Consider the following 19,728-nt stretch of genomic DNA (forward strand, 5'->3'; position numbering starts at 1 on the left):
GGGTGAGCCTGTACCGAGACACCTGCGTCGTGCTGCGGGTGCAGAAGCTCGGCGAGGCCGACCGGATCATCACGCTGCTGTCCCAGCGGCACGGCAAGATCCGCGCCGTGGCCAAGGGTGTGCGCCGCACCTCTTCCCGTTTCGGCGCCCGGCTGGAGCCGTTCTGCCACGTCGACGTGCAGTTCTACACCGGGCGCACGCTCGACGTGATCACCCAGGTGGACACCCTCGACGCCTTCGGTATCGGCCTGGTCGACGACTACGCCCGGTACACGGCGGCCTGCGCGGTGCTGGAGACCGCCGACCGGCTCACCGCCGAGGAGGGCGAGCCGGTGCTGCGGCTGTACATGCTCGTCGTCGGCGCATTGCGGGCGCTGGCCGACCGACAGCGTGACGCAGGCCTCGTGCTCGACGCCTTCCTGTTGCGCGCCATGGGTTTCGCCGGCTGGGCGCCGGCCGTCACCGAATGCGCGCGCTGCGGCACGCCCGGCCCGCACGCCGCGTTCAGCGTGCCCGCCGGCGGCTCCGTGTGCGGCACCTGCCGCCCGCCCGGCTCGGCCAGCCCCGCCGGCGAGACCCTGAGCCTGCTCGACGCCCTCACCCACGGTGACTGGGCCCTGGTCGAGCGCACCCAGTTGTCCAGCAAGCGCGAGGCCAGCGGCCTGGTCGCCGCGCACCTGCAATGGCATCTGGAACGGCAGCTGCACTCGCTGCCGCTGGTGGAGCGCCGTGTGTCGGCCACCGCCATCGACCGGCTCGCCGCCCAGATCCGGACGGTGGTGGCTGATCGCCGGACAACGGGGGAGAACCTTGATCCTGCGACCGGCTGAGCCCCGCGATCTCAAGGCCGTGCACGACATCTGCCTCGACACGGCCACCAAGCGCGAGCTCGACGATCTGGACCTGATCGGCTACGTCTTCGCCGACCCGTACCTGACGCTGGCGCCCGAGTTCTGCTTCGTCATCGAGGATGACGAGGGCGTGGCCGGCTATGCCGTGGGCGCACTGGACACAGTGGATTTCTACCGCCGCTGGCGGGCCGAATGGACACCCAGGTTCGCCGACCTGTACCCGAAACCGGCGCAGGAGACCGACCGGCACTCCGCGCTCGTGCTGTCGCTGCACAACCCGGAGCGCTACCTGCCGGCCGCTGCTGCCGAGTATCCGTCCCACCTGCACATCAACCTCGACGCCCGCACGCGGAGGCAGGGCTGGGGCACCAAACTGCTGGACGCCCTGTTCGACCGGCTGCGGGCCGGCGGGTCGCCGGGCGTGCATCTGAGCACGTCCGCCACCAACACCCGGGCCATCGCCTTCTACCACAAATTGGACTTCGAGGTCCTGGATCGGCCCGGCGCCGGCACCGTGATGGGACTTCGCTTCGACGGTTCGGGCAGGATGGAGGCACCCCCGTCCCGATCGTGAGGAGCAGCCCTGATGCTGCGTAGGCAGCTGCGCGGACGCAACGACCCCACCGTGAGGCCGCCCGACCCCCACTCCAGCGGCGAGCGTCCGCCGAAGATTCCGCTGGAGTTCGTGCCCAAACACGTGGCACTGGTGATGGACGGCAACGGCCGCTGGGCCAACATGCGGGGCCTGCCCCGCGTGGAGGGCCACAAGCGCGGCGAGGCTGTCGTGCTCGACGTGGCCAGGGGCGCGATCGAGCTCGGCGTCAAGTGGATCTCGCTGTACGCCTTCTCCACCGAGAACTGGAAGCGCAGCCCCGACGAGGTGAAGTTCCTGATGAACTTCAACCGGGACGTCATCCACCGGCGCACCGACGAGCTCGACGAGATGGGCGTGCGGATCCGGTGGGCCGGGCGCAAGCCCCGGCTGTGGCCCAGCGTCGTCAACGAGCTGCAGAAGGCCGAGGAGCGCACCCGGAACAACGATGTGCTCAACCTGACCATGTGCGTCAACTACGGCGGCCGGGCCGAGATCGGCGACGCCGCCCGCGAGGTGGCCCGCCTGGTCGCCGCCGGCAAGATCAACCCCGACAAGGTGGACGAGCGCACCCTGGCCAAGCACCTCTACCACGCCGACATGCCCGACGTGGACCTGTTCATCCGGCCTTCCGGCGAACAGCGCATCTCCAACTTCATGCTGTGGCAGTCCGCCTACGCCGAGCTCGTGTTCCAGGACATCCTGTGGCCCGACTTCGACCGCCGTGACCTCTGGCGGGCCTGTGAGGCGTATGCCCGTAGGGACCGGCGCTTCGGCGGCGCCGAGGACGCCCCCACCGACGACCTCCAGGAGGCCGCCCGATGACCGACGACGAGGCGCAGACCACCGCCCGGCTGCTCACCTCCGCCCGTGAGGCGCTGGAGCTGTTCCACGAGGTGCACGTCGACGATGACGGCGCCCTCAGCTTCCGCCACGGCGACGTGCCCTGCGCCGTGCAGGCCATGCAGTTCGCCGAGGGCCTCACCATGCTCAGCCTCACCTGCGTGGTCGCCTGGGACCTCCCCGACGACCCCGCCCTCGCCGTCTCCGCCGCCGAGCGGGCCGGCCAGGGGCTGTTCGGCACCCTCGGGGTCGTGCACACCGAGCGGGGCATGGACGTCACCCTCCGGTACGCCTTCCCCGCCGACAACCTCGAGCCCTCGCCGCTGTCGACCATCCTCATGCTGGTCGTCTCCACCGCGTCCCAGCTGCGGGCCGACCTCCTGGCCAGCGTCGAAGGATGACGGCCACCACGGAGACCAGGCCGCGGCGATGGGCGGGCGCCGCATGACCACCACCTCGGAGCGGTCCACCACCTCGCTGGCGTTGGGTGTGTCTGCGGTGTCGGGACTGCTGGCGGGTGCGGCATGACCACCACCACCGAACAGCCCACTGTCTCTCCACCGCGCCGCCGCATCACCTCGCTGGAGATGCTGTGCGTCGTGCTCGTGCTGGCCCTGGTGCTTCAGGGCCAGCTCGTCGACGCCCTGGACGTCCCCGCGCTGCGGACCGGGTCCACCGTGTTCGTCGCCGTGTGTGTGCAGGCCATGCCGTTCCTGGTGCTCGGCACCCTGATCAGCGGGGCCATCGCCGCCTTCCTGCCGGCGGAGGCGCTGCGGCGGGTCCTGCCCCGGCGGTCCGCCTTCGCCGTGCCCGTCGCCGGGCTGGCCGGCGTCGCCCTGCCCGGCTGCGAGTGCGCCTCCGTGCCCGTCGCCCGCCGGCTCATGCAGCAGGGCGTCGCCCCCTCGGTGGCCCTGGCGTTCCTGCTGGCCGCCCCGGCCGTGAACCCCGTCGTGCTGGTGGCCACCGCCGTGGCGTTCCCCGGCCGGCCGGAGATGGTCCTGGCCCGCTTCGCCGGATCGATGCTGACCGCCGTCGTCACCGGCTGGCTGTGGGCCCGCTTCGGCAAGCTCTCGTGGATCGCCTCCCGAGCCCTCGAACGGCTGCCCACCGGCGGCTCGTCCCGGTGGGCCGTGTTCGCCGAGACCGCCCGTCACGACCTCGTCGAGGCCGGCGGCTTCCTCGTCATCGGCGGCCTCACCGCCGCCGCCCTGAACGTGCTCGTGCCGTCCTCCCTGCTGGAGTCCCTTTCCGGGCAGTGGGTGCTGGGCATCATCGTCATGGCCCTGCTCGCTGTCGTGCTGGCCATCTGCAGCGAGGCCGACGCCTTCGTCGCCGCCTCCCTGTCCGCCCTGCCCCTGTTGCCCCGCCTGGTCTTCCTCGTCGTCGGCCCCGCCGTCGACGTCAAGCTCATCGCCCTGCAGGTCGGCACCTTCGGCAAGGCCTTCGCACTGCGCTTCGCCCCCTTGGCCTTCGCCGTCGCCGTCCTCTCCGGCACCGTCGCCGGCCTCGTCCTGCTGGGAGGCGTGGCATGAGGCGGGAAACCCAGAACATCCTGCTCGTGCTGCTCGGCGGCGCCCTGCTCAAGATCGCCCTCAACGGCACGTACCTGAACTACGTCAAGCCCGGCCTGCAGCCCTATCTCGTCCTCTCCGGCGGGATCATGGTCCTGCTGGCCGGCATCGCCATCGTCACCGACATCGTCAGGTCCCGCCGCGCGGCTGCCCCGGGCGCTGTCGCCGGTGTGGAGGCCGACGGCTCTGCCGCCCGTGTCCCGGCTGCCGTTCTGACGCTCGACGGCGCTGCCCCCGACCACGGCGACCTCGCTCCTGCCGGCCATGACCATGGGTATTCCGGCGACCTTGCCGCTGTACACAGCGACGACCACGGCCACTCCCACGGCGCCGCCCGCAGCGCGTGGATGCTGCTGATGCCGGTGCTGGCGATCTTCCTCATCGCCCCGCCGGCCCTCGGCGCCGACTCCGTCAACCGGGCCGGCGGGCGGACCGTGGCCAGTGAGCAGCGGCAGGACCAGGTGATCAAGACCAAGTTCCCGCCGCTGCCGGCCGGCTCGGTGGTGCCGATGCGGATGGCCGACGTCGCCACCCGCGCGGCCTGGGACGCCACGAACTCCCTGAACGGCCGGACATTGGAGCTCACCGGCTTCGTCGTGCACGATCCCGCCGGCGTCTACGTGGCGCGACTGGTGATCACCTGCTGCGCCGCCGACGCCATGCCGGTCAAGGCCCGTATGGTCGGAGCCGAGGGCCTCTCCGACGACGAGTGGATCACCGTCACCGGCCGGGTGCGCCCCGACTCCGCCGTGCAGGCCGACAACTACGTGCCGGTGTTCGACGTGACCACCGTGAAGAAGATCGGCACGCCCGGCGATCCGTACGAGTACTGATGTAGAGAAACGGCCGGCGGCTCCGACCGTGGGGTGTGAGAGCACCCGAGGCCGAGGAGCCGGGCATGGAGACGTTTCGCATCGCGGTACCCGACGCCGAGCTGGCCGACCTGCGTGATCGGCTGGCTCGGGTCCGGTGGGCCCCCGAGCCGCCCGGCGACGACTACGGCGTCTCCGGCGCAGACGTGCGCAAGCTGGTCGAGCACTGGCGTGACGGCTACGACTGGCGGGCCGTAGAGGCCCGGCTCAACGCCCATCCCCAGTTCACCACCACCATCGACGGCGCCACCCTGCACTTCCTGCACGTCCGCTCGCCCGAACCCCATGCGCTGCCGCTGGTCCTCACCCACGGCTGGCCCGGTTCCGTCGCCGAATACCTCGACGTCATCGGCCCGCTCACCGACCCCCGAGCCCACGGCCTCGACCCCGCCGTCGCCTTCCACCTGGTGATTCCCTCGCTACCCGGCTTCGCCTGGTCCGGTCCCACCACCGACTCCGGCTGGGGCCCTCGCCGCATCGCCGCCGCGTGGACCGTGCTCATGGACCGCCTCGGCTACGCCCGTTACGGCGCCGCCGGCAACGACTGGGGCTCCGTCATCTCACCCGAGATCGGTCGCACCGCACCGGATTCCGTCGTCGGCGTGCACGTGACCCAGATCTTCTCCGGCCCCGAGGGCGATGTGCCCTTCTACCCACCCAGTGTCGAACCCGCCAGCGTCGCCCTGCTGCCTCCCGACGAGCAGGCCCTCGTCGCCGGTCTTCGCCATTTCCAGCGCACCATGGCCTCGTACCACCATGTGCACGCCGAGCAGCCCCAGACGCTCGCCTACGCCCTCACCGATTCCCCCGTCGGCCTCCTCGCGTGGAACAGCCAGGTCATGGGCGGCCTCGACCCCGATGCCCTGCTCACCCACGTCTGCATCCACTGGCTCACCCACACCGCCGGCACCGCCCCTCGGATCTACCTCGAGGATCATCGCCACCCCGTGCCCACCGCCCCCACCACCGTGCCCCTCGGCCTGGCCCAGTTCCCCTACGACGCCCAGGCCATCCCCACCTACGCCCGCCGCGACCACGCCAACATCGTCTCCTGGAACGTCTACGACCGCGGCGGCCACTACGCCTCCCAGCAGGCCCCCGACCTGTATCTCAACGACATCCGCCAATTCTTCGCCCAGCTCCGCCCCTGACCAGTCCGGTCCCGACTCCCACGGTCTTCGGCCCCGCCCCGCCCTTCGACCCTGTCCACTCTTGGACCTTCCGACCTCGCCTTGCCCTTTCAGCCACTCGTGCCTTCGACCTACTCGCGCCCCGACCTGCATCGGCCCTCGACCCAGCTCGCCTGGCCGAGTTTCGCTGTCTGCCCCAACCTGGTTCCTGCCCAGCCCAACCCGAGGAGCGCCGCCGTGAAGTACCTGGTCCTGATCTACAGCAATCCCACCACCTGGGCGCATCCCACGTTCGAGCACTCCGACTACTACCGCTGCGCGTCGCCCGAGGAACGCGCCGCCATGGACACCCAGTTCGGCGACCTCATGCGTGAGATCTCCGAGTCCGGCGAGCTCGTCTCCGGCACCCCGCTGGCCGAGCCCGCGACGACCCGGACGGTCCGCGTGCAGGATGGCGACACGATGACCACCGACGGCCCCTTCGCCGAGTCCAAGGAGCAGATGGCCGGCTTTTTCGTGCTCGACTGCGTCGACATCGACCGCGCCACCGAACTGGCCGCGCGCTTCCCTGACGCCCGCTTCGGCCGGGTCGAGGTCCGCCCGATCATGGAATGAAGGCCCGCCTGACGACGCGGCCGTCTCACCACGCCTCAGCGTGGACCGGTGTGTCCAGCCTGGTCAGGCGGTGCAGCCGGCGCAGGTGCCGAAGATCTCCACGGTGTGGCTGACCTCGCTGAAGCCGTTCTCGGCGGCGATGCGGTCGGCCCACTTCTCCACCGCGGGGCCCTCGACTTCGACGGTCCGGCCGCAGCGGCGGCACACCAGGTGATGGTGGTGGTGGCTGGAGCAGCGGCGGTAGATGGCCTCGCCGCTGTCGGTGCGCAGGACGTCGACCTCGCCGGCGTCGGCGAGGGACTGGAGGGTGCGGTAGACCGTGGTGAGGCCGATGCCCTCGCCCCGACGGCGCAGCTCCTCGTGCAGCTCCTGGGCGGAGCGGAAGTCGTCGAGCTGGTCGAGGAGCTTGGACACGGCGGCTCGCTGCTTGGTGGCCCGAAGCCCGGGCACGGTGGCCGACGGGCGTTCGCTGGTCGTCACGCTTCCTCCCGGTGCTCGCCCCGGACGGCCGAGCCGCCCTCCTCGACGTGGGTGACGGCGTCCACCACGATGTGCGCCAGATGCTCGTCGACCAGCCGGTACATGACCTCGCGGCCGTGTCGCTCACCGTGCACGACGCCGGCCGACTTGAGCACCCGCAGATGCTGGCTGATCAGCGGCTGGGCCACGGCCAGGGCGTCCACGAGCTCATGCACGCAGCGCTCACCCTCACGCAGCTGAAGCACGATGGCGATGCGCACGGGCGCGGCGAGCGCCCGCAGGAGGTCGCCGGCGCTGGTCAGGGTGCCGGCCGCATGCCGTGCGGCGGTGCTGGTGCCCAGCTCACGCGGCGCGTGGTCATGGGCGTCGGCCAATGCGGTGACGCCCCCGGCGCGGCCGTCCGGACGCTCCGGGACGGGGGTCGCGGCGTCCGGGCTCACTGGGGGCATCGTCCTCTCCGGCACAGCAGGCAATGGGCGGAAGACCAGGCGGTCGTAACCACCATGGTAGGCGAACGAGGTCGTCCGCTGCCGGCGGTGCTGACAATGGTTATCGAAGCAGGTGTGGCCGGAGCTGCTAGCGGAGCACGGAGACCAGCACCGCGACCAGGATCACGGCCACCAGGACGCGCAGCGCCCGGTCGGCGGGCGACAGCACCCGCCAGGTGGCCCCGAGCAGCCCGAGCACGATCAGCGCCAAGGCGCCGAGCAGACCGGCGCCGACCGGCCCGCGGACCACGACACCGACCACGAACAGCACCAGCACGAGCCCGAACACGGCCGCCGCCGGCACCCGGGCCAGCGGCCCGTTGCCCGGCAGCAGCGGCGTCTTCAGATCACGCCGCCCGCGGCCTCGACCCGGTTGCTGTCCTCCGGCCATGTCCCCACTCGATCCGCCGACGTCGCCACGCCCGGCCGCACCCCGGCGGCGGGCGAGCCCCCGCTGATGCGAGGATGCGCCACCATAACCGACCGCCGAGACGACCTGAGGAGTCCGACCGTGCTGCTGGTCTGCCGGTTCGAGGTGCCCGAGGCCGAGGCGGCCGAGTTCACCGCCACCGCCCGCCACGCCCTCGAGCTGCTCACCGCGCAGCCCGGCTGCCGCACCGGCCGGCTGGGCCGGGCGACCGACGCGGCGGACCGCTGGGTCCTGGTGGTCGAGTTCGACTCGGTGGTCGCCTACCGGCGCGCCATGTCGCCGTTCCCGGTCCGCGAGGTCGTGGTCCCGCTGCTGTCCCGCGCGCTCGCCGACGAGCCGGCCGCCTTCGAGCTGACGGTCTCGGCCGCCGACGGCCACGCCGACGAGCACGTGAGCCTGCTGGCCGGCGACGCCGGCACGGTCCGACTCGGCGAAGCGGCCGGGCCGGCCAGCCCCCGCTGAGGGACAATCAGCGGTAGCCGGTGGGAGGGATTGGCCATGCCGAGTCGACGGGTGGTGCTGCTCGCCTCGGCTGCCGTCGCTGTTGTCGCAGTCGTGGTGGGTCTCCTGTTCTTCGTCCCATCGGACGACTCGTCGCACATCGCGGCCGCACCGGCGACCACGGGGTCGGGACCGCTGGGCGCCGACGCCGGCACCACATCTCCCACCAAGCCCACCGGCGTGCCGACCACCGGCTCGGTGCACCTGCCCGGCGGCGGCATCGCCGAGCTGATCGCCGCCCAGGTGAGCAAGGACGGCTCCATGTCCGTGCCGGAGCGGCTCGACCAGGCGACCTGGTGGGGCGCCACTCTCGGCGCCCCGGAAGGAGCGACCCTGCTCGCCGGCCACGTGAACTGGCAGGGCCACACCGGCCCGTTCGCCGAGCTGTGGCAGGACAAGGTCGGCCAGCAGGTCACCGTGGTGGACAACAAGGGCCGCAACTGGGTGTACCGGATAACCCAGTTGGTCACCGTGCCCAAGGCCGATCTGCCCAACCGGGCCAACCAGCTCTACGGCCTGGACGGCAGCCACCGGCTGGTGCTCGCCACCTGCGGCGGAGAGTTCGTCGGCGGCAACGAGGGCTACGACGACAACCGGTTCGCGGTGGCCGAGCTGGTCACCCGTCCGTAGCGGCCCTGCCTCGCCGACGCGGTGGACGGGGCGACTATTCTTGCTCCCTTCCCAGGAATTTCCTGTCAGTTCGAGTCTCGGCCGGATGGAGTTTGGCGTGCCCGCGGACCGCATCGACGCCGTCGTCAGCCTCTGCAAGCGCAGGGGTTTCGTGTACCCGTGCGGAGAGATCTACGGGGGCACCAGGTCGGCGTGGGACTACGGGCCGCTGGGTGTCGAGCTCAAGGACAACATCAAGCGGGCCTGGTGGCGCACCATGGTGCAGGGCCGCGACGACGTGGTCGGCCTGGACTCCTCGGTGATCCTGCCGCGCGAGGTGTGGGCCGCGTCCGGCCACATCGACGCGTTCGTGGACCCGTTGGTGGAGTGCAACTCCTGCCACCGCCGGTTCCGCGCCGACCACCTCGCCGAGGAGTACGCCGAGCGCACCGGCAAGCCGCTGGCGGACAACGACCTCTCGGACGTGCCGTGCCCCAACTGCGGCAACCGCGGCCAGTACACCGAGCCGAAGATGTTCAACGGCCTGCTCAAGACCCACCTCGGCCCGGTGGAGTCCGCGGAGGGCCTGCACTACCTGCGCCCGGAGACCGCGCAGGGCATCTTCGTGAACTTCCTCAACGTCATCACCACCTCCCGCAAGAAGCCGCCGTTCGGCATCGGCCAGATCGGCAAGTCGTTCCGCAACGAGATCACCCCCGGCAACTTCATCTTCCGCACCCGCGAGTTCGAGCAGATGGAGATGGAGTTCTTCGTCGAGCCGGGCAGCGACGAGGAATGGCACCAGTACTGGATCGACGAGCGCCTGCGCTGGTACACCGATCTCGGCATCGCCCGCGACAACCTGCGGATGTACGAGCACCCGCAGGAGAAGCTGTCGCACTACTCCAAGCGGACCGTGGACATCGAGTACCGGTTCTTCTTCGCCGGCCAGGAGTGGGGCGAGCTGGAGGGCATCGCCAACCGCACCGACTTCGACCTGACCACGCACGCCAACCACTCGGGCGTCGACCTGTCCTACTTCGACCAGGCCACCAACTCCCGCTACCGGCCGTTCGTGATCGAGCCGGCCGCCGGCGTCGGCCGCCCGATGATGGCGTTCCTGCTGGACGCCTACACCGAGGACGAGGCGCCCAACGCCAAGGGCGGCGTGGACAAGCGACTGGTGCTGCGCCTGGACCGCCGGCTCGCGCCGGTGAAGGTGGCGGTGCTGCCGCTGTCCCGCAACGCCGACCTGTCGCCGAAGGCCAAGGACCTGGCGGCGGCGCTGCGCCGCAACTGGAACACCGATTTCGACGACGCCGGCGCCATCGGCCGCCGCTACCGCCGGCAGGACGAGATCGGCACGCCGTTCTGCGTGACGGTGGACTTCGACACGCTGACCGACCACGCGGTGACGGTGCGGGAGCGCGACTCGATGACCCAGGAGCGGGTGTCGATGGACCGGTTGGAGGCGTACCTGGCACCTCAGCTCCTCGGGTGCTGAGCGGTGGCGGTCACCAGTGGGCGGTCGCGCTTGGATGCGCGCTGGTAGGCCTGCCTGAGCCGGTCGACGAACGCCCTGGGGGAGGCCCGCATCTGCCTCGGTGTGGTGCGCACCACCACGACACTGGCGGCAAGAAAGTTGTCGTGCTGGTCCTCGGTGCGTTCGAACGGATGCTCTGACACGTCAATGTCCAGGGCCATCGCCACGTCGTCCCACCAGGCGCTGACCGGTCCGAGGTAGGCGTTGTTCTCATCGTCGACCTGCATGCTCCACTGCGGTCTCGGCAGCCGGGCGGCGCCGACGAGCGTGGCGGCCAGCGCCTCGGCCTCGGTCCGGATGCCGTTGACCACTTCGGCCAGCACACGCCGGGGCAGTGCGCTGCCCCGGCCGTTGCCGGCGTCGAGCTCCGCGGTGATCAGCTTGGGCGGCAGGCCGTGCTCCCAGATCGCTTCGGCGAGCAGGGAGCGGACCTGCTCGGTGTTGCCGAAGCCGCGGACCGTGTCCAGCAACGCCCGTTCCAGCGGCGCGACCAGGTATCCCTTGCGCATCATGGCTTTCGGCATTCGGATCGTGCGTTCCACCGACACCTCGGGCGTCGACTTCAGCGACCGTCCTTTCGGGACGAGCACGTGCACGGCGCTGAGCGGCGGCGGTGGAGGGATCTTCATGCCGTGCAGCACCAGGGCGTGGTGGCCGGTGACCAACCCGTCGGGATCGGCGTAACACAGCGCCGCCTGGACCCGTTGCGACACTGTCGGCGGCGACTTGCCGAACATCACCACGCCGGGCAGGACACGCCGCCAGGGACCTGCCGGCTGGCATCTCCGATACACGGTGCTGGCGGACAATCCCAGTTTGATCAGCGCTTCGGCGCGGGCGACATGGTGCGGGAACAGGCCGTAGAGCTTGTCGACCGAAACGTGTGTCCCGCTCGTGATGCATGTGGGCATGGGGCAAGCCTGCCGCGTCCGCCCCACCGCCCGTGGCCGCGAAGGGCCGATCTGTGGACAACTCGGGCTCTGTGGACAACTCGGCGTTCGAAGATCCACATCGACGGGTTTCCGTGGCGCCCTGCGCTACCCTGGTCGGTTTGCCGCAATGGAGTTGACGACACCTCGTATCCCCGAGATGGTGGTTGGTCAACGCGTGTTTGCTTGCATCACGCGCGACCAAGGGGGGTTTCGTGTCGGTCGACCGCAGCCGCGGCGGCGTCATTCTGCTGTCCGCGCTCGTCCTCGACTCCGTCGGCAGCGGCATGTTCATGCCGCTCTCGCTCAACTACTTCCACCAGCTGACCCCGGTGCCGCTGACGCTGATCGGCATTCTGGCCAGCGTCGCGACCGCCCTGTCACTGCCGATCCCGCTGGTGGCAGGTTGGCTGGCCGACCGGGTCGGCCCGCTGCCGCTGGTCGTCGCGTCGCAGGTCGCGCAGGGCATCGGATTTCTCGCGTTCGGCCACGTGCAGGGCCCGGTCGGCATCTTCGTGACATCGGCCCTGGTCACGATCGGCGTGCGGTTCTTCTGGTCGAGCGTGTTCACCGCGATCGCCGACTTCTCCGACGGCAGCGCGTCCACGATGAGCAAGGACGGTTGGTACGCGTGGGCCAACATGACGCGAACGGGTGGCCTGGGCATCGGCGGCCTGGTCACGAGCCTGGCCGTCGCCGACGGCACTGACACGTTCTACCGGGTGCTGTCCAACGGTTCCGCCGCCTGTTATCTGGCGGCCGCGCTGGCGATCGGCCTGTTCGTGCGAGCTCCGCGCCGTGCCCATGAGACGGGCGAGGCCGTCGGCTACGCCACGATGCTACGAGATCGGCCTTTCGTTGCGTTTGCCGCAATCAACACGGTTTTCGCTCTCTCGACCGGCATGCTCGCGCTCGGACTGCTGGTCTTCGTGAAGGAGGGCCTCGGTGGTCCGGCCTGGCTGGCGCCGATCGTGCTGGCCGGCAACACGATCCTGCTGGCCCTGCTGGGCGCGCCCGCGATCAAGCTGGTCGAGCCGTATCGACGGACGAGGGTGCTGGTCGTGGCCGGGGGCCTGTGGGCGGCGTGGTGCCTGGCGTTCGCGGGCCTCGTGCCGAACCAGCTCGGCTGGGTGATTCCGGCGCTGATCATCGCCACCCTGCTGTACACGGCGGCGGACGTGATCCACGCACCCGTCTCCATGGGGCTGGCCACGGCCCTGTCGCCGGCCGCCGCCCGCGGCCGCTACCTGGCCGTCTTCCAGTACTCGTTCACCATCGCCAGCATGATCGCCCCGGCCTTCTTCACCATCCTGTTCGAGCTGCACCGGTCCCTGCCGTGGCTGGCGCTGGGCGTCCTCAACCTGGCCGCCCTGGCCGGCATGCTGATGCTGGAGCGGATCGTGCCGGACTCGGCGCAGCGTGTCGCCGAGCCGGCACAGGTGTGAGTCAAAGCCGGCGGACGTCGAAGGCCGTCTCGACGACCTCGCCGGTCGCCTCGTCCCGGCGCACCAGGTAGGCGCCGCCACGCCGCCGCTCCGAAACGGCCTCGACCAGCTCGGTGCCGTGATAGACGAGGCCCGCGCCGTCGTCCGTGCAGTGCGTCTCGCCCAGCTTCCCGGAGGCCACCGCCTCGTGGATGGTGGGACGGCGCTGGGCCTCGGAGTCCAGGTGCACGCCGCTGGAATAGGGCAGCAGGCCGAGGCCGTTGGTCACGACCCTCAGGTTCGGGCCGAAGGAGTCGGTGACGCCGCCGGTGTACCAGCAGATCGAGCCGGCCGAGACGCCGCCGAGCACGACACCGGCCTCCCAGGCCGTGCGCATGACCTCGCCGAGCCCGTGCACCTGCCAGACCGCGAGCAGGTTGGCCACGGAGCCGCCGTTGACCCACACCACGTCGTGGTCGAGCACGAAGCCGGCCAGATCCTCGGTCGGCGGCATCGGGAACAGGTTCAGGTTGGACACCTCGACGCCGGCGACCCGGCCGGCCTCGTTCACCATCGCGTTGGTGCCACGGCTGTCCCCGTTGGCCGTGCCGACGTGGCACAGCCTCGGCCGGCCGGTCGCCCCGGACAGATCCAGAGCGAGCCGGATCAGCGGCCCGAACTCCAGTTCGGTGTACTCGCCCCGGACCCATCCGCCCGAGGTCGCCACGATGGTCGGTCGATCGGCTGCCATGCTCGGATCCTGGCAGCCGCGGCGGCATCCGTGCCAGTTGTCATGGGGGACTGTCCGCCTCCTGCCCTAACGTGAGGGGCATGGCCGACGGGTGCACTTCGGACAAGGCGGGCGGCGACAAGGCCGAACGCCGCCGTCGCGTGGGCGCGACCGCCTTCTCCTTCGTGTTCCTGTCCTGGTCGGTGCCGGTTGTGGTGGACATCGCACAGTCGGCCGCCCCGGCCGGCCCGAAGGCGGCCCAGCTGTCCGTCACGATCGCGTACCTGCTCAGCTATCCGCTCGGCACCTGGCTGTCCGGATACGGGCGGCCCCGGCTGAAGATGTGGTATGTGGCCCTGGCCACGGCCCTTGGCCTGGCCACGGTGTGGCTCGACCGGCCCGACAATTCGATCTTGCTCATCTATGCGCTCGCGCTCAGTGCCATTCTGTTGACCAGGCCCGCGTCGATCGTGGTGGCCAGCGGACTCACCGCCGTGGCGTTCATCGCCTCGGCGCTGGCGCCGGACGGCCCCGCGTGGGGCAACCTGGCGCTGATGATCGCCCTGACCATCGGCATCACCACCTTCAGCAAGGTTGGCGGCGACCTGAAGGCGGCCAACCGGGAGGTGGCCAGGCTCGCCGTCGCGGAGGAACGGGCCAGGGTGGCCCGCGACGTGCACGACGTGCTGGGGCACAGCCTGACCACGGTGACGCTGAAGCTGGGGCTGATCCGCAGGCTGCTGGAGACGAGACCGGGGGAGGTGGAGCGGTTGATCATCGAGGTGGGGGAGGCCGAGCAGTTGTCACGGCAGGCGTTGTCGGAGGTGCGTGCCACGCTGTCGGGGTACCGGAGCGCGTCGCTGAGCGCCGAGGTCGCTGGGGCCCGTGCGGCGCTGGCGTCCGCCGGCATCGCCGCCGACCTGCCCAGGGCGGTGGACAACGTGCTGCCCGAATACCAGGAGTCGTTCGCCTACGTGCTGCGAGAGGGGGTCACCAACGTGTTGCGGCACAGCGGCGCGACCAACTGCGAGGTGCGGCTGGGCGAGTCCTGGCTGGAGGTTCGGGACAACGGCTCGGCCCTCGCGGACGCGGGGGCGTCGCGTGTGGACGGCGGCGGGGCCGGTCTGACCGGGCTGGCCGACCGGCTGGCCTCGATCGGCGGCCGGATCGACGCGGGCCCGGTGCCGGGCGGCGGTTTCCTGCTGCGGGCCAGCGTGGCGAGGCCGGTGCCGGCATGACCGATCAGATCGTCCGGGACAACCACCGGGGATGGATCGCGTCGGCGTCCTTCTTCGTGTTGTTCATGCTGCCGGCGATGGTGGGGCAGTTCGGCGTCGACCGGCCGGTGTGGGCGACCGGGCTGGCGGTCGGCGGCCTGGTGCTCTACGGCGTCGGCTACGTGCTGCTGCCGGTCGCGGTCTGGCGTGCGTCGACGAGTTGGCAGGTCTCCGTCGGCGTGGCCTACATGGGCGCGGCTGCCGCGCTGTCCACAGTGGCCACGCCGTACATCTTCATCTGGGCCTTCGCGCTGTGCGCGGTGATCGTGCCGGGCTGGTGGATGATTCCCGTCCACGGCGTGACGTTCCTGGTGCTGGTGATCGTGCTGCCGGGCAGCTACATGGGACTGCTGGTCATCCTGCTGTCGGTCACACTGCTGTGTCGAGCCGTGGTGCACATGATCGATGTCAACCGCGAACTTCGGCTGGCCCGGGACCAGGTCACCGCGTTGGCCGTGGCCGACGAGCGCGGTCGCATCGCGCGGGACCTGCACGACGTGCTCGGGCACAGCCTCACGACGGTGACCGTGAAGGCCGGACTGGCCCGTCGGATGCTCGAAGCCGGGGTGGGGATCGACCGCGCGCTGGCCGAGATGCGGGACGTGGAACGGTTGTCCCAGCAGGCTTTGGCCGACATCACGGCCACGGTGTCGGGGGAACGGGCGGCGTCGCTGGCCGCGGAGCTGGTCGGCGCCAAGGAGGTGCTGAGGGCGGCCGGGATCGACGCCGATTTCCCGCTGGCGGTGGACGATGTCGCCCCCGAGTACCAGGAGGCGTTCGCGTTCGCGCTGCGCGAAGGCGTGACCAATGTGTTGCGCCACAGTGCGGGCGCGACGCGGTGCGAGGTGAGGCTCGGCGGCAGCTGGCTGGAGGTCCGTGACGACGGCGACCCCGTGCCGGCCGCGGCCAACCCGTCCCGGGTCGACGGCGGGGGCAACGGCCTGACCGGGCTTTCCCAGCGCCTGGGCGGAATCGGCGCCCGACTGGAGGCAGGACCGCTGCCCAGCCAGGGGTTCCGGCTCCGGGTGGAGGTGCCGGCGTGACGCCACGTCGCTTCGATCCCGAACTGGGCTGGCCCGTCAGCTGTTTCTTCCTGTTGTTCGCGGTGCCGAGCCTGTACCAGCTGGTCACCAGCGGGACGCCGACCTGGCGCGTCGCCTCCGCCCTGACGGTGTTCGCCGTCTACGCGGCCCTGTACGTGCTGGCGTCCATGAAGATGTGGAACCTGGGCCTGGGGCCGAAGCTGATGCTGACGGCGGCGTTGCTCGCACTGCCGACGGCGTTGGTGTGGCTGGTCGGGCTGACGTCCACCTGGGTGTTCGTCTACGGCCTGTCGCTGACCGCCATGATGCTGCCGACCGTCCTGGCCTTCTCGATCGGCCTGCCGACGCTGGCCGTGACCGCGGTGCTCATCGTCGCGAACCTGGGCTTCGCCGAGTTGTTCACCGACTGGGTGGTGCTGGCCTCGGTGTTCGCGGCCACCTGGTTCATGGGCCGGCTCATCCGGGCCAACTACGCGCTGGCGTCGGCGCAGGAGGAGATCGCCCGGCTGGCCGCCGCCCAGGAGCGGGCGCGGCTGGCCGAGGAGTTACGCGAGCATCTCGGGCACAGCCTGGCCGCGATCACCGCGAAGGCCGGTGCGGTGTGCGCCGAGCTGGAGCGGGGTGGCACGCCGATGGAGAACGTGCGCGAGGTGGAGGACCTGGCCCGTGAGGCGGTGACGCAGGTGCGGGCGACCGTGTCGGGTTACCGCACGGCGTCACTGGCCGCGGAGGTCGTCGGCGCACGGGCGGCGTTGGAGGCGGCCGGCATCGTGGCCGACCTGCCGACGGCGGTGGACCGGGTGGCGCCTGCTTACCGGGAGGCCTTCGCGTACGCGCTGCGCGACGGCGTCACGGCGGTGCTGCGGCGCGCGAGCGGCGCGACGCGGTGCGAGGTCCGGCTGGGTGAGTCCTGGCTGGAGGTTCGCGACAACGGCACGGCCGTGGTGCCGGTCGCGGACAGTGCTGTGGTGGATAGCGGTCTCGTCGAACGCGTGGCGGGCATCGGTGGTCGGATCGACACCGGGCCGTGCGCGGAAGGAGGTTTTCGGTTGAGAGTGGCGGTGCCGTCGTGATCAGGGTTCTGCTGGCCGACGATCAGGCGCTGGTGCGCGGCGCGCTGGCCGCGATGCTCAGCATCGAGTCGGACATCGAGGTCGTCGCCGAGGTGGGCTCGGGCGACGAGGTGGTGCCGGCGGCGCAGCGCACCAGTCCGGATGTCGCGTTGCTGGACGTGCAGATGCCCGGCATGGACGGGTTGACCGCGGCCGCGGAGCTGCGCCGGGCGATGCCCGGCTGCCGGGTGGTGGTGTGCACCACGTTCGGCCGGCCCGGCTACCTGGCGCGGGCGATGGCCGCGGGTGCGGCCGGGTTCGTGGTCAAGGACGCGCCGCCGGAGCAGTTGGTGGAGGCGGTCCGGCGGGTGCACGCCGGGTTGCGGGTGGTCGATCCCGCGCTCGCCGCGGAGTCGCTGGCCAGCGGGGCGAGCCCGCTGACCGAACGGGAGAGGGAGGTGCTGCTCGCCGCCAGTGACGGCGGCACGGTGTCGGACGTGGCCAAGACGCTGCACCTGTCGGAGGGCACGGTGCGCAACCATCTGTCGTCGGCCATCGGCAAGACCGGGGCCAGGACCCGGGCCGAGGCGGCCCGTCTCGCGGAGGACCGCGGCTGGCTGTGACACCATGGGCCCCGTGAGTGGGTCGACCGTGCGCCGGATGTTTCTGCGGGTCGTGCTGGGCGCGCTCCTCGTCGCCGGACTGGTGATCGGCGGCACCGCCGTGCGGGTCTGGCAGGTGGCGCGGCTGGACGAGCGGTCGCCCGTGGACGTGGCGATCGTGCTCGGCGCGGCGCAGTACGACGGCACGCCGTCGGACGCGCTCGAGGCCAGGCTCCAGCACGCCAAGACGCTGTACGACGACGGTGTGGTGAAGTACGTGCTCACCGTCGGCGGCCGGCAGCCGGGCGACCACTACACCGAGGCCGAGTCGGGCCAGATGTGGTTGGCCGACAACGGGGTTCCGCAGGACCGGATCATCTCCGTGGGCACCGGCAGCGACACGCTGGAGAGCCTCCGTGCGGTGGCGCCGGTGTACCGCAACCACGGGTGGACCACGGCGGTGCTGGTGAGCGATCCCTGGCACTCGTTCCGGGCGCAGACCATGGCGCGGGACAGTGGCATCGACGCCGGGGTTTCGCCGACGCACACCGGTCCGATGGTGCGCACGCGGGAGACGCAGTTCAGCCAGATCGTCCGGGAGACCGGGGCGCTGCTGTTCTACCGGCTGTCCAGGGCCCCGGCCGACGAGTTCGGCGCGAGCGCCAGTTGACCGGCGGCTACACCGGGCACGACACCGCTCGCCTACTGCCGGACGAGCCGAAGCGGGCAGCCCTGCCGGGTTCGCTGGCCGAACAGCGCAGCGCGTTCTCCAGGGACCGGGCGCGGGTGCTGCACTCGGCGGCGCTGCGCCGGCTGGCTGGCAAAACGCAGGTGGTCGGGCCGGGCGAGGGCGACGTGCCGCGGACGCGGCTGACGCACTCGCTGGAGGTCGCCCAGATCGGCCGGGGCATCGGCGGCGAGCTGGGCTGCGATCCGGATGTGGTGGACACGGCCGGGCTGGCCCACGACATCGGGCACCCGCCGTTCGGGCACAACGGGGAGCGGGCGCTGCACGTGATCGCGGAGCCGTGTGGCGGCTTCGAGGGCAACGCGCAGACGCTGCGCATCCTGACCCGGCTGGAGCCGAAGGTGCTGGCCGAGGGGCGCGGCTACGGGCTGAACCTGACCCGGGCGTCGCTGGACGCTGCCACGAAGTATCCGTGGCCGCGGACTGCCGGCGTGGTCAAGTTCGGCGTGTACGAGGACGACGTGGCCGTCTTCGACTGGGTGCGTGAGGGGGCGCCGGAGCGTCGGCGCTGCCTGGAGGCGCAGGTCATGGACTGGGCCGACGACGTCGCCTACTCGGTGCACGACGTGGAGGACGGCGTGCTGTCCGGGCGCATCTCGCTCAGCGAGCTGGCCAGCCCGGTGGAGGGGGCCGCGGTCGCGGAGCTGGCCGCCAAGCACTTCTCCGACGAGCCGGTCGGCGCGTTGGAGGATGCGGCGACCGAGCTGCTGCGGCTGCCGGCCGTGGCCGCCCTGGCCGAGCACGACTACGACGGGTCGCTGGGCGCGCAGGTGGCGCTGAAGGTGCTGACCAGTGAGCTGGTCGGCCGGTTCGCCGCGGCGGCGATCACCGAGACGCGGCGGCTGCACGGCGACGGGGCGCTGTGCCGGTACGCCGCCGACCTGGCGGTGCCGTCGCTGGTCGCGGCCGAGGTGGCGCTGCTCAAGGCCGTCGCGCTGCACTACGTGATGAGCGATCCGCACCGGCTGGCCCTCCAGCGGGTGCAGCGGCAGCAGCTCATGGAGCTGGCCGAGGTGCTGTCCGAGCGTGCTCCGGACGCGCTGGACCCGGCGTTCCGGCCGGCGTGGCTAACGGCCGGTGACGATGCCGCGCGGCTGCGGGTGGTTGTCGACCAGTTGGCCTCGCTGACCGATGCTCAAGCAGTTGCCTGGTACGACCGGTTCTGCCTGCGGTGAACCGAGAGGCCGAACCGGCCGGCCGGTGGGACTCTCGGTGTCATGGGCATAGCTGGAGCAGTGCGACGGGGCCTGCGGCGGCTGTTCGGTCGCCGGGTGTCGGCAGGTGTCACCCGAAGGGGTGGCGGGGCGGAGGGCGGCGGCGCCGCGGGCGTCCGTGAGCCGCGGGTTCCGCGGCCGGACGGACCGCGTGGGGCCGGGGCGCGACCACTTCCGGAGGAAT

The 19,728-nt window shown here is 71.2% G+C and carries 23 protein-coding genes; 18 read left to right on the top strand and 5 right to left on the bottom strand.

The annotated features are described in order from the left end of the window. The first annotated feature begins 2 nt into the window (after positions 1 to 2). The 8 genes from recO (at position 3) to AB0M73_RS11915 (ending at position 6,474) form a co-directional block, all read left to right on the top strand. Entirely contained in the window at positions 3 to 830 is an 828-nt protein-coding gene (gene recO, locus AB0M73_RS11880) for a DNA repair protein RecO (RefSeq protein WP_363890101.1), read from the top strand. Then, positions 811 to 1,425: a GNAT family N-acetyltransferase gene (locus AB0M73_RS11885; RefSeq protein WP_363890103.1), complete on the top strand. Its 615-nt coding sequence runs from the start codon at positions 811 to 813 to the stop codon at positions 1,423 to 1,425. The genes recO and AB0M73_RS11885 overlap by 20 nt, the downstream gene beginning before the upstream one ends. 12 nt (positions 1,426 to 1,437) lie before the next feature. Further along, the gene (locus AB0M73_RS11890) at positions 1,438 to 2,268 is read left to right on the top strand and encodes an isoprenyl transferase (protein WP_363890105.1); all 831 of its coding nucleotides are present in this window, start codon (positions 1,438 to 1,440) and stop codon (positions 2,266 to 2,268) included. Then, the gene (locus tag AB0M73_RS11895) at positions 2,265 to 2,687 is read left to right on the top strand and encodes a hypothetical protein (RefSeq protein ID WP_363890107.1); all 423 of its coding nucleotides are present in this window, start codon (positions 2,265 to 2,267) and stop codon (positions 2,685 to 2,687) included. The genes AB0M73_RS11890 and AB0M73_RS11895 overlap by 4 nt, the downstream gene beginning before the upstream one ends. A gap of 123 nt (positions 2,688 to 2,810) precedes the next feature. Continuing rightward, a complete protein-coding gene (locus tag AB0M73_RS11900) occupies positions 2,811 to 3,818 on the top strand; it encodes a permease (RefSeq protein WP_363890109.1) in 1,008 nt (335 codons plus the stop codon). After that, a complete protein-coding gene (locus AB0M73_RS11905; protein WP_363890112.1) occupies positions 3,815 to 4,690 on the top strand; it encodes a TIGR03943 family protein in 876 nt (291 codons plus the stop codon). Before AB0M73_RS11900 ends, AB0M73_RS11905 begins: the two co-directional genes overlap by 4 nt. A 65-nt stretch (positions 4,691 to 4,755) precedes the next feature. After that, positions 4,756 to 5,880: an epoxide hydrolase family protein gene (locus AB0M73_RS11910; protein ID WP_363890115.1), complete on the top strand. Its 1,125-nt coding sequence runs from the start codon at positions 4,756 to 4,758 to the stop codon at positions 5,878 to 5,880. Between the two features lie 216 nt (positions 5,881 to 6,096). After that, the gene (locus tag AB0M73_RS11915) at positions 6,097 to 6,474 is read left to right on the top strand and encodes a YciI family protein (RefSeq protein WP_363890118.1); all 378 of its coding nucleotides are present in this window, start codon (positions 6,097 to 6,099) and stop codon (positions 6,472 to 6,474) included. A 63-nt stretch (positions 6,475 to 6,537) separates the two neighbouring features. Here the strand turns inward: AB0M73_RS11915 and AB0M73_RS11920 are convergent, their stop codons facing one another. From AB0M73_RS11920 to AB0M73_RS11930, 3 genes are all read right to left on the bottom strand, one after another. Further along, positions 6,538 to 6,954: a Fur family transcriptional regulator gene (locus AB0M73_RS11920; protein ID WP_043717853.1), complete on the bottom strand. Its 417-nt coding sequence runs from the start codon at positions 6,952 to 6,954 to the stop codon at positions 6,538 to 6,540. After that, positions 6,951 to 7,403 carry a metalloregulator ArsR/SmtB family transcription factor gene (locus AB0M73_RS11925; RefSeq protein ID WP_363890120.1) on the bottom strand — a complete coding sequence of 151 codons (453 nt, stop codon included), beginning with the start codon at positions 7,401 to 7,403 and terminating at the stop codon, positions 6,951 to 6,953. The genes AB0M73_RS11920 and AB0M73_RS11925 overlap by 4 nt, the downstream gene beginning before the upstream one ends. A gap of 127 nt (positions 7,404 to 7,530) precedes the next feature. Further along, complete coding sequence (locus tag AB0M73_RS11930) at positions 7,531 to 7,833, bottom strand: hypothetical protein (protein ID WP_363890121.1); 303 nt, start codon at positions 7,831 to 7,833, stop codon at positions 7,531 to 7,533. Between the two features lie 120 nt (positions 7,834 to 7,953). Between AB0M73_RS11930 and AB0M73_RS11935 the strand changes: the two genes are divergently transcribed. The 3 genes from AB0M73_RS11935 to AB0M73_RS11945 all read left to right on the top strand — a co-directional run bounded on the left by AB0M73_RS11935 (position 7,954) and on the right by AB0M73_RS11945 (position 10,486). Continuing rightward, positions 7,954 to 8,334 carry an antibiotic biosynthesis monooxygenase gene (locus tag AB0M73_RS11935; RefSeq protein WP_363890123.1) on the top strand — a complete coding sequence of 127 codons (381 nt, stop codon included), beginning with the start codon at positions 7,954 to 7,956 and terminating at the stop codon, positions 8,332 to 8,334. A 36-nt stretch (positions 8,335 to 8,370) separates the two neighbouring features. After that, positions 8,371 to 9,003, top strand: coding sequence for a class F sortase (locus tag AB0M73_RS11940; protein ID WP_363890124.1), 633 nt, complete (start codon positions 8,371 to 8,373; stop codon positions 9,001 to 9,003). Positions 9,004 to 9,100: 97 nt separating this feature from the next. After that, positions 9,101 to 10,486 (top strand): glycine--tRNA ligase, encoded by a 1,386-nt coding sequence (locus AB0M73_RS11945; RefSeq protein ID WP_363890126.1) that lies wholly within the window; start codon positions 9,101 to 9,103, stop codon positions 10,484 to 10,486. On the opposite strand, the gene AB0M73_RS11950 is transcribed toward AB0M73_RS11945, so the two are convergent. Further along, positions 10,468 to 11,436, bottom strand: a complete 969-nt coding sequence (locus AB0M73_RS11950) for a hypothetical protein (protein WP_043717845.1) — start codon at positions 11,434 to 11,436, stop codon at positions 10,468 to 10,470. The two genes, AB0M73_RS11945 and AB0M73_RS11950, sit on opposite strands and share 19 nt — an antisense overlap. A 233-nt stretch (positions 11,437 to 11,669) precedes the next feature. Here AB0M73_RS11950 and AB0M73_RS11955 point away from each other — a divergent pair, with 233 nt between their 5' ends. Further along, positions 11,670 to 12,899, top strand: coding sequence for an MFS transporter (locus AB0M73_RS11955; RefSeq protein ID WP_363890127.1), 1,230 nt, complete (start codon positions 11,670 to 11,672; stop codon positions 12,897 to 12,899). Between the two features lies 1 nt (position 12,900). Here the strand turns inward: AB0M73_RS11955 and AB0M73_RS11960 are convergent, their stop codons facing one another. Beyond that, positions 12,901 to 13,629, bottom strand: a complete 729-nt coding sequence (locus AB0M73_RS11960; RefSeq protein WP_363890129.1) for a peptidase E — start codon at positions 13,627 to 13,629, stop codon at positions 12,901 to 12,903. An 80-nt stretch (positions 13,630 to 13,709) separates the two neighbouring features. Here AB0M73_RS11960 and AB0M73_RS11965 point away from each other — a divergent pair, with 80 nt between their 5' ends. From AB0M73_RS11965 to AB0M73_RS11990, 6 genes are read left to right on the top strand one after another with little or no spacing between them, the layout of a single operon-like run. Next, positions 13,710 to 14,846 (top strand): histidine kinase, encoded by a 1,137-nt coding sequence (locus AB0M73_RS11965; RefSeq protein ID WP_363890131.1) that lies wholly within the window; start codon positions 13,710 to 13,712, stop codon positions 14,844 to 14,846. Then, positions 14,843 to 15,928 (top strand): histidine kinase, encoded by a 1,086-nt coding sequence (locus tag AB0M73_RS11970; RefSeq protein ID WP_363890132.1) that lies wholly within the window; start codon positions 14,843 to 14,845, stop codon positions 15,926 to 15,928. Before AB0M73_RS11965 ends, AB0M73_RS11970 begins: the two co-directional genes overlap by 4 nt. After that, on the top strand, positions 15,925 to 17,001 hold the full coding sequence (locus tag AB0M73_RS11975) for a histidine kinase (protein ID WP_363890133.1): 1,077 nt from the start codon (positions 15,925 to 15,927) through the stop codon (positions 16,999 to 17,001). The genes AB0M73_RS11970 and AB0M73_RS11975 overlap by 4 nt, the downstream gene beginning before the upstream one ends. Beyond that, the gene (locus AB0M73_RS11980) at positions 16,998 to 17,603 is read left to right on the top strand and encodes a response regulator transcription factor (RefSeq protein WP_363890134.1); all 606 of its coding nucleotides are present in this window, start codon (positions 16,998 to 17,000) and stop codon (positions 17,601 to 17,603) included. Before AB0M73_RS11975 ends, AB0M73_RS11980 begins: the two co-directional genes overlap by 4 nt. Positions 17,604 to 17,607: 4 nt before the next feature. Then, positions 17,608 to 18,252 carry a YdcF family protein gene (locus AB0M73_RS11985; protein WP_157494574.1) on the top strand — a complete coding sequence of 215 codons (645 nt, stop codon included), beginning with the start codon at positions 17,608 to 17,610 and terminating at the stop codon, positions 18,250 to 18,252. Further along, positions 18,249 to 19,505, top strand: a complete 1,257-nt coding sequence (locus AB0M73_RS11990) for a deoxyguanosinetriphosphate triphosphohydrolase (RefSeq protein WP_363890136.1) — start codon at positions 18,249 to 18,251, stop codon at positions 19,503 to 19,505. The genes AB0M73_RS11985 and AB0M73_RS11990 overlap by 4 nt, the downstream gene beginning before the upstream one ends. The last annotated feature ends 223 nt before the right edge of the window (positions 19,506 to 19,728 follow it).

The sequence above is a fragment of the Kutzneria sp. NPDC051319 genome, assembly GCF_040682195.1.
In the GTDB taxonomy this organism is placed as follows: domain Bacteria; phylum Actinomycetota; class Actinomycetes; order Mycobacteriales; family Pseudonocardiaceae; genus Kutzneria.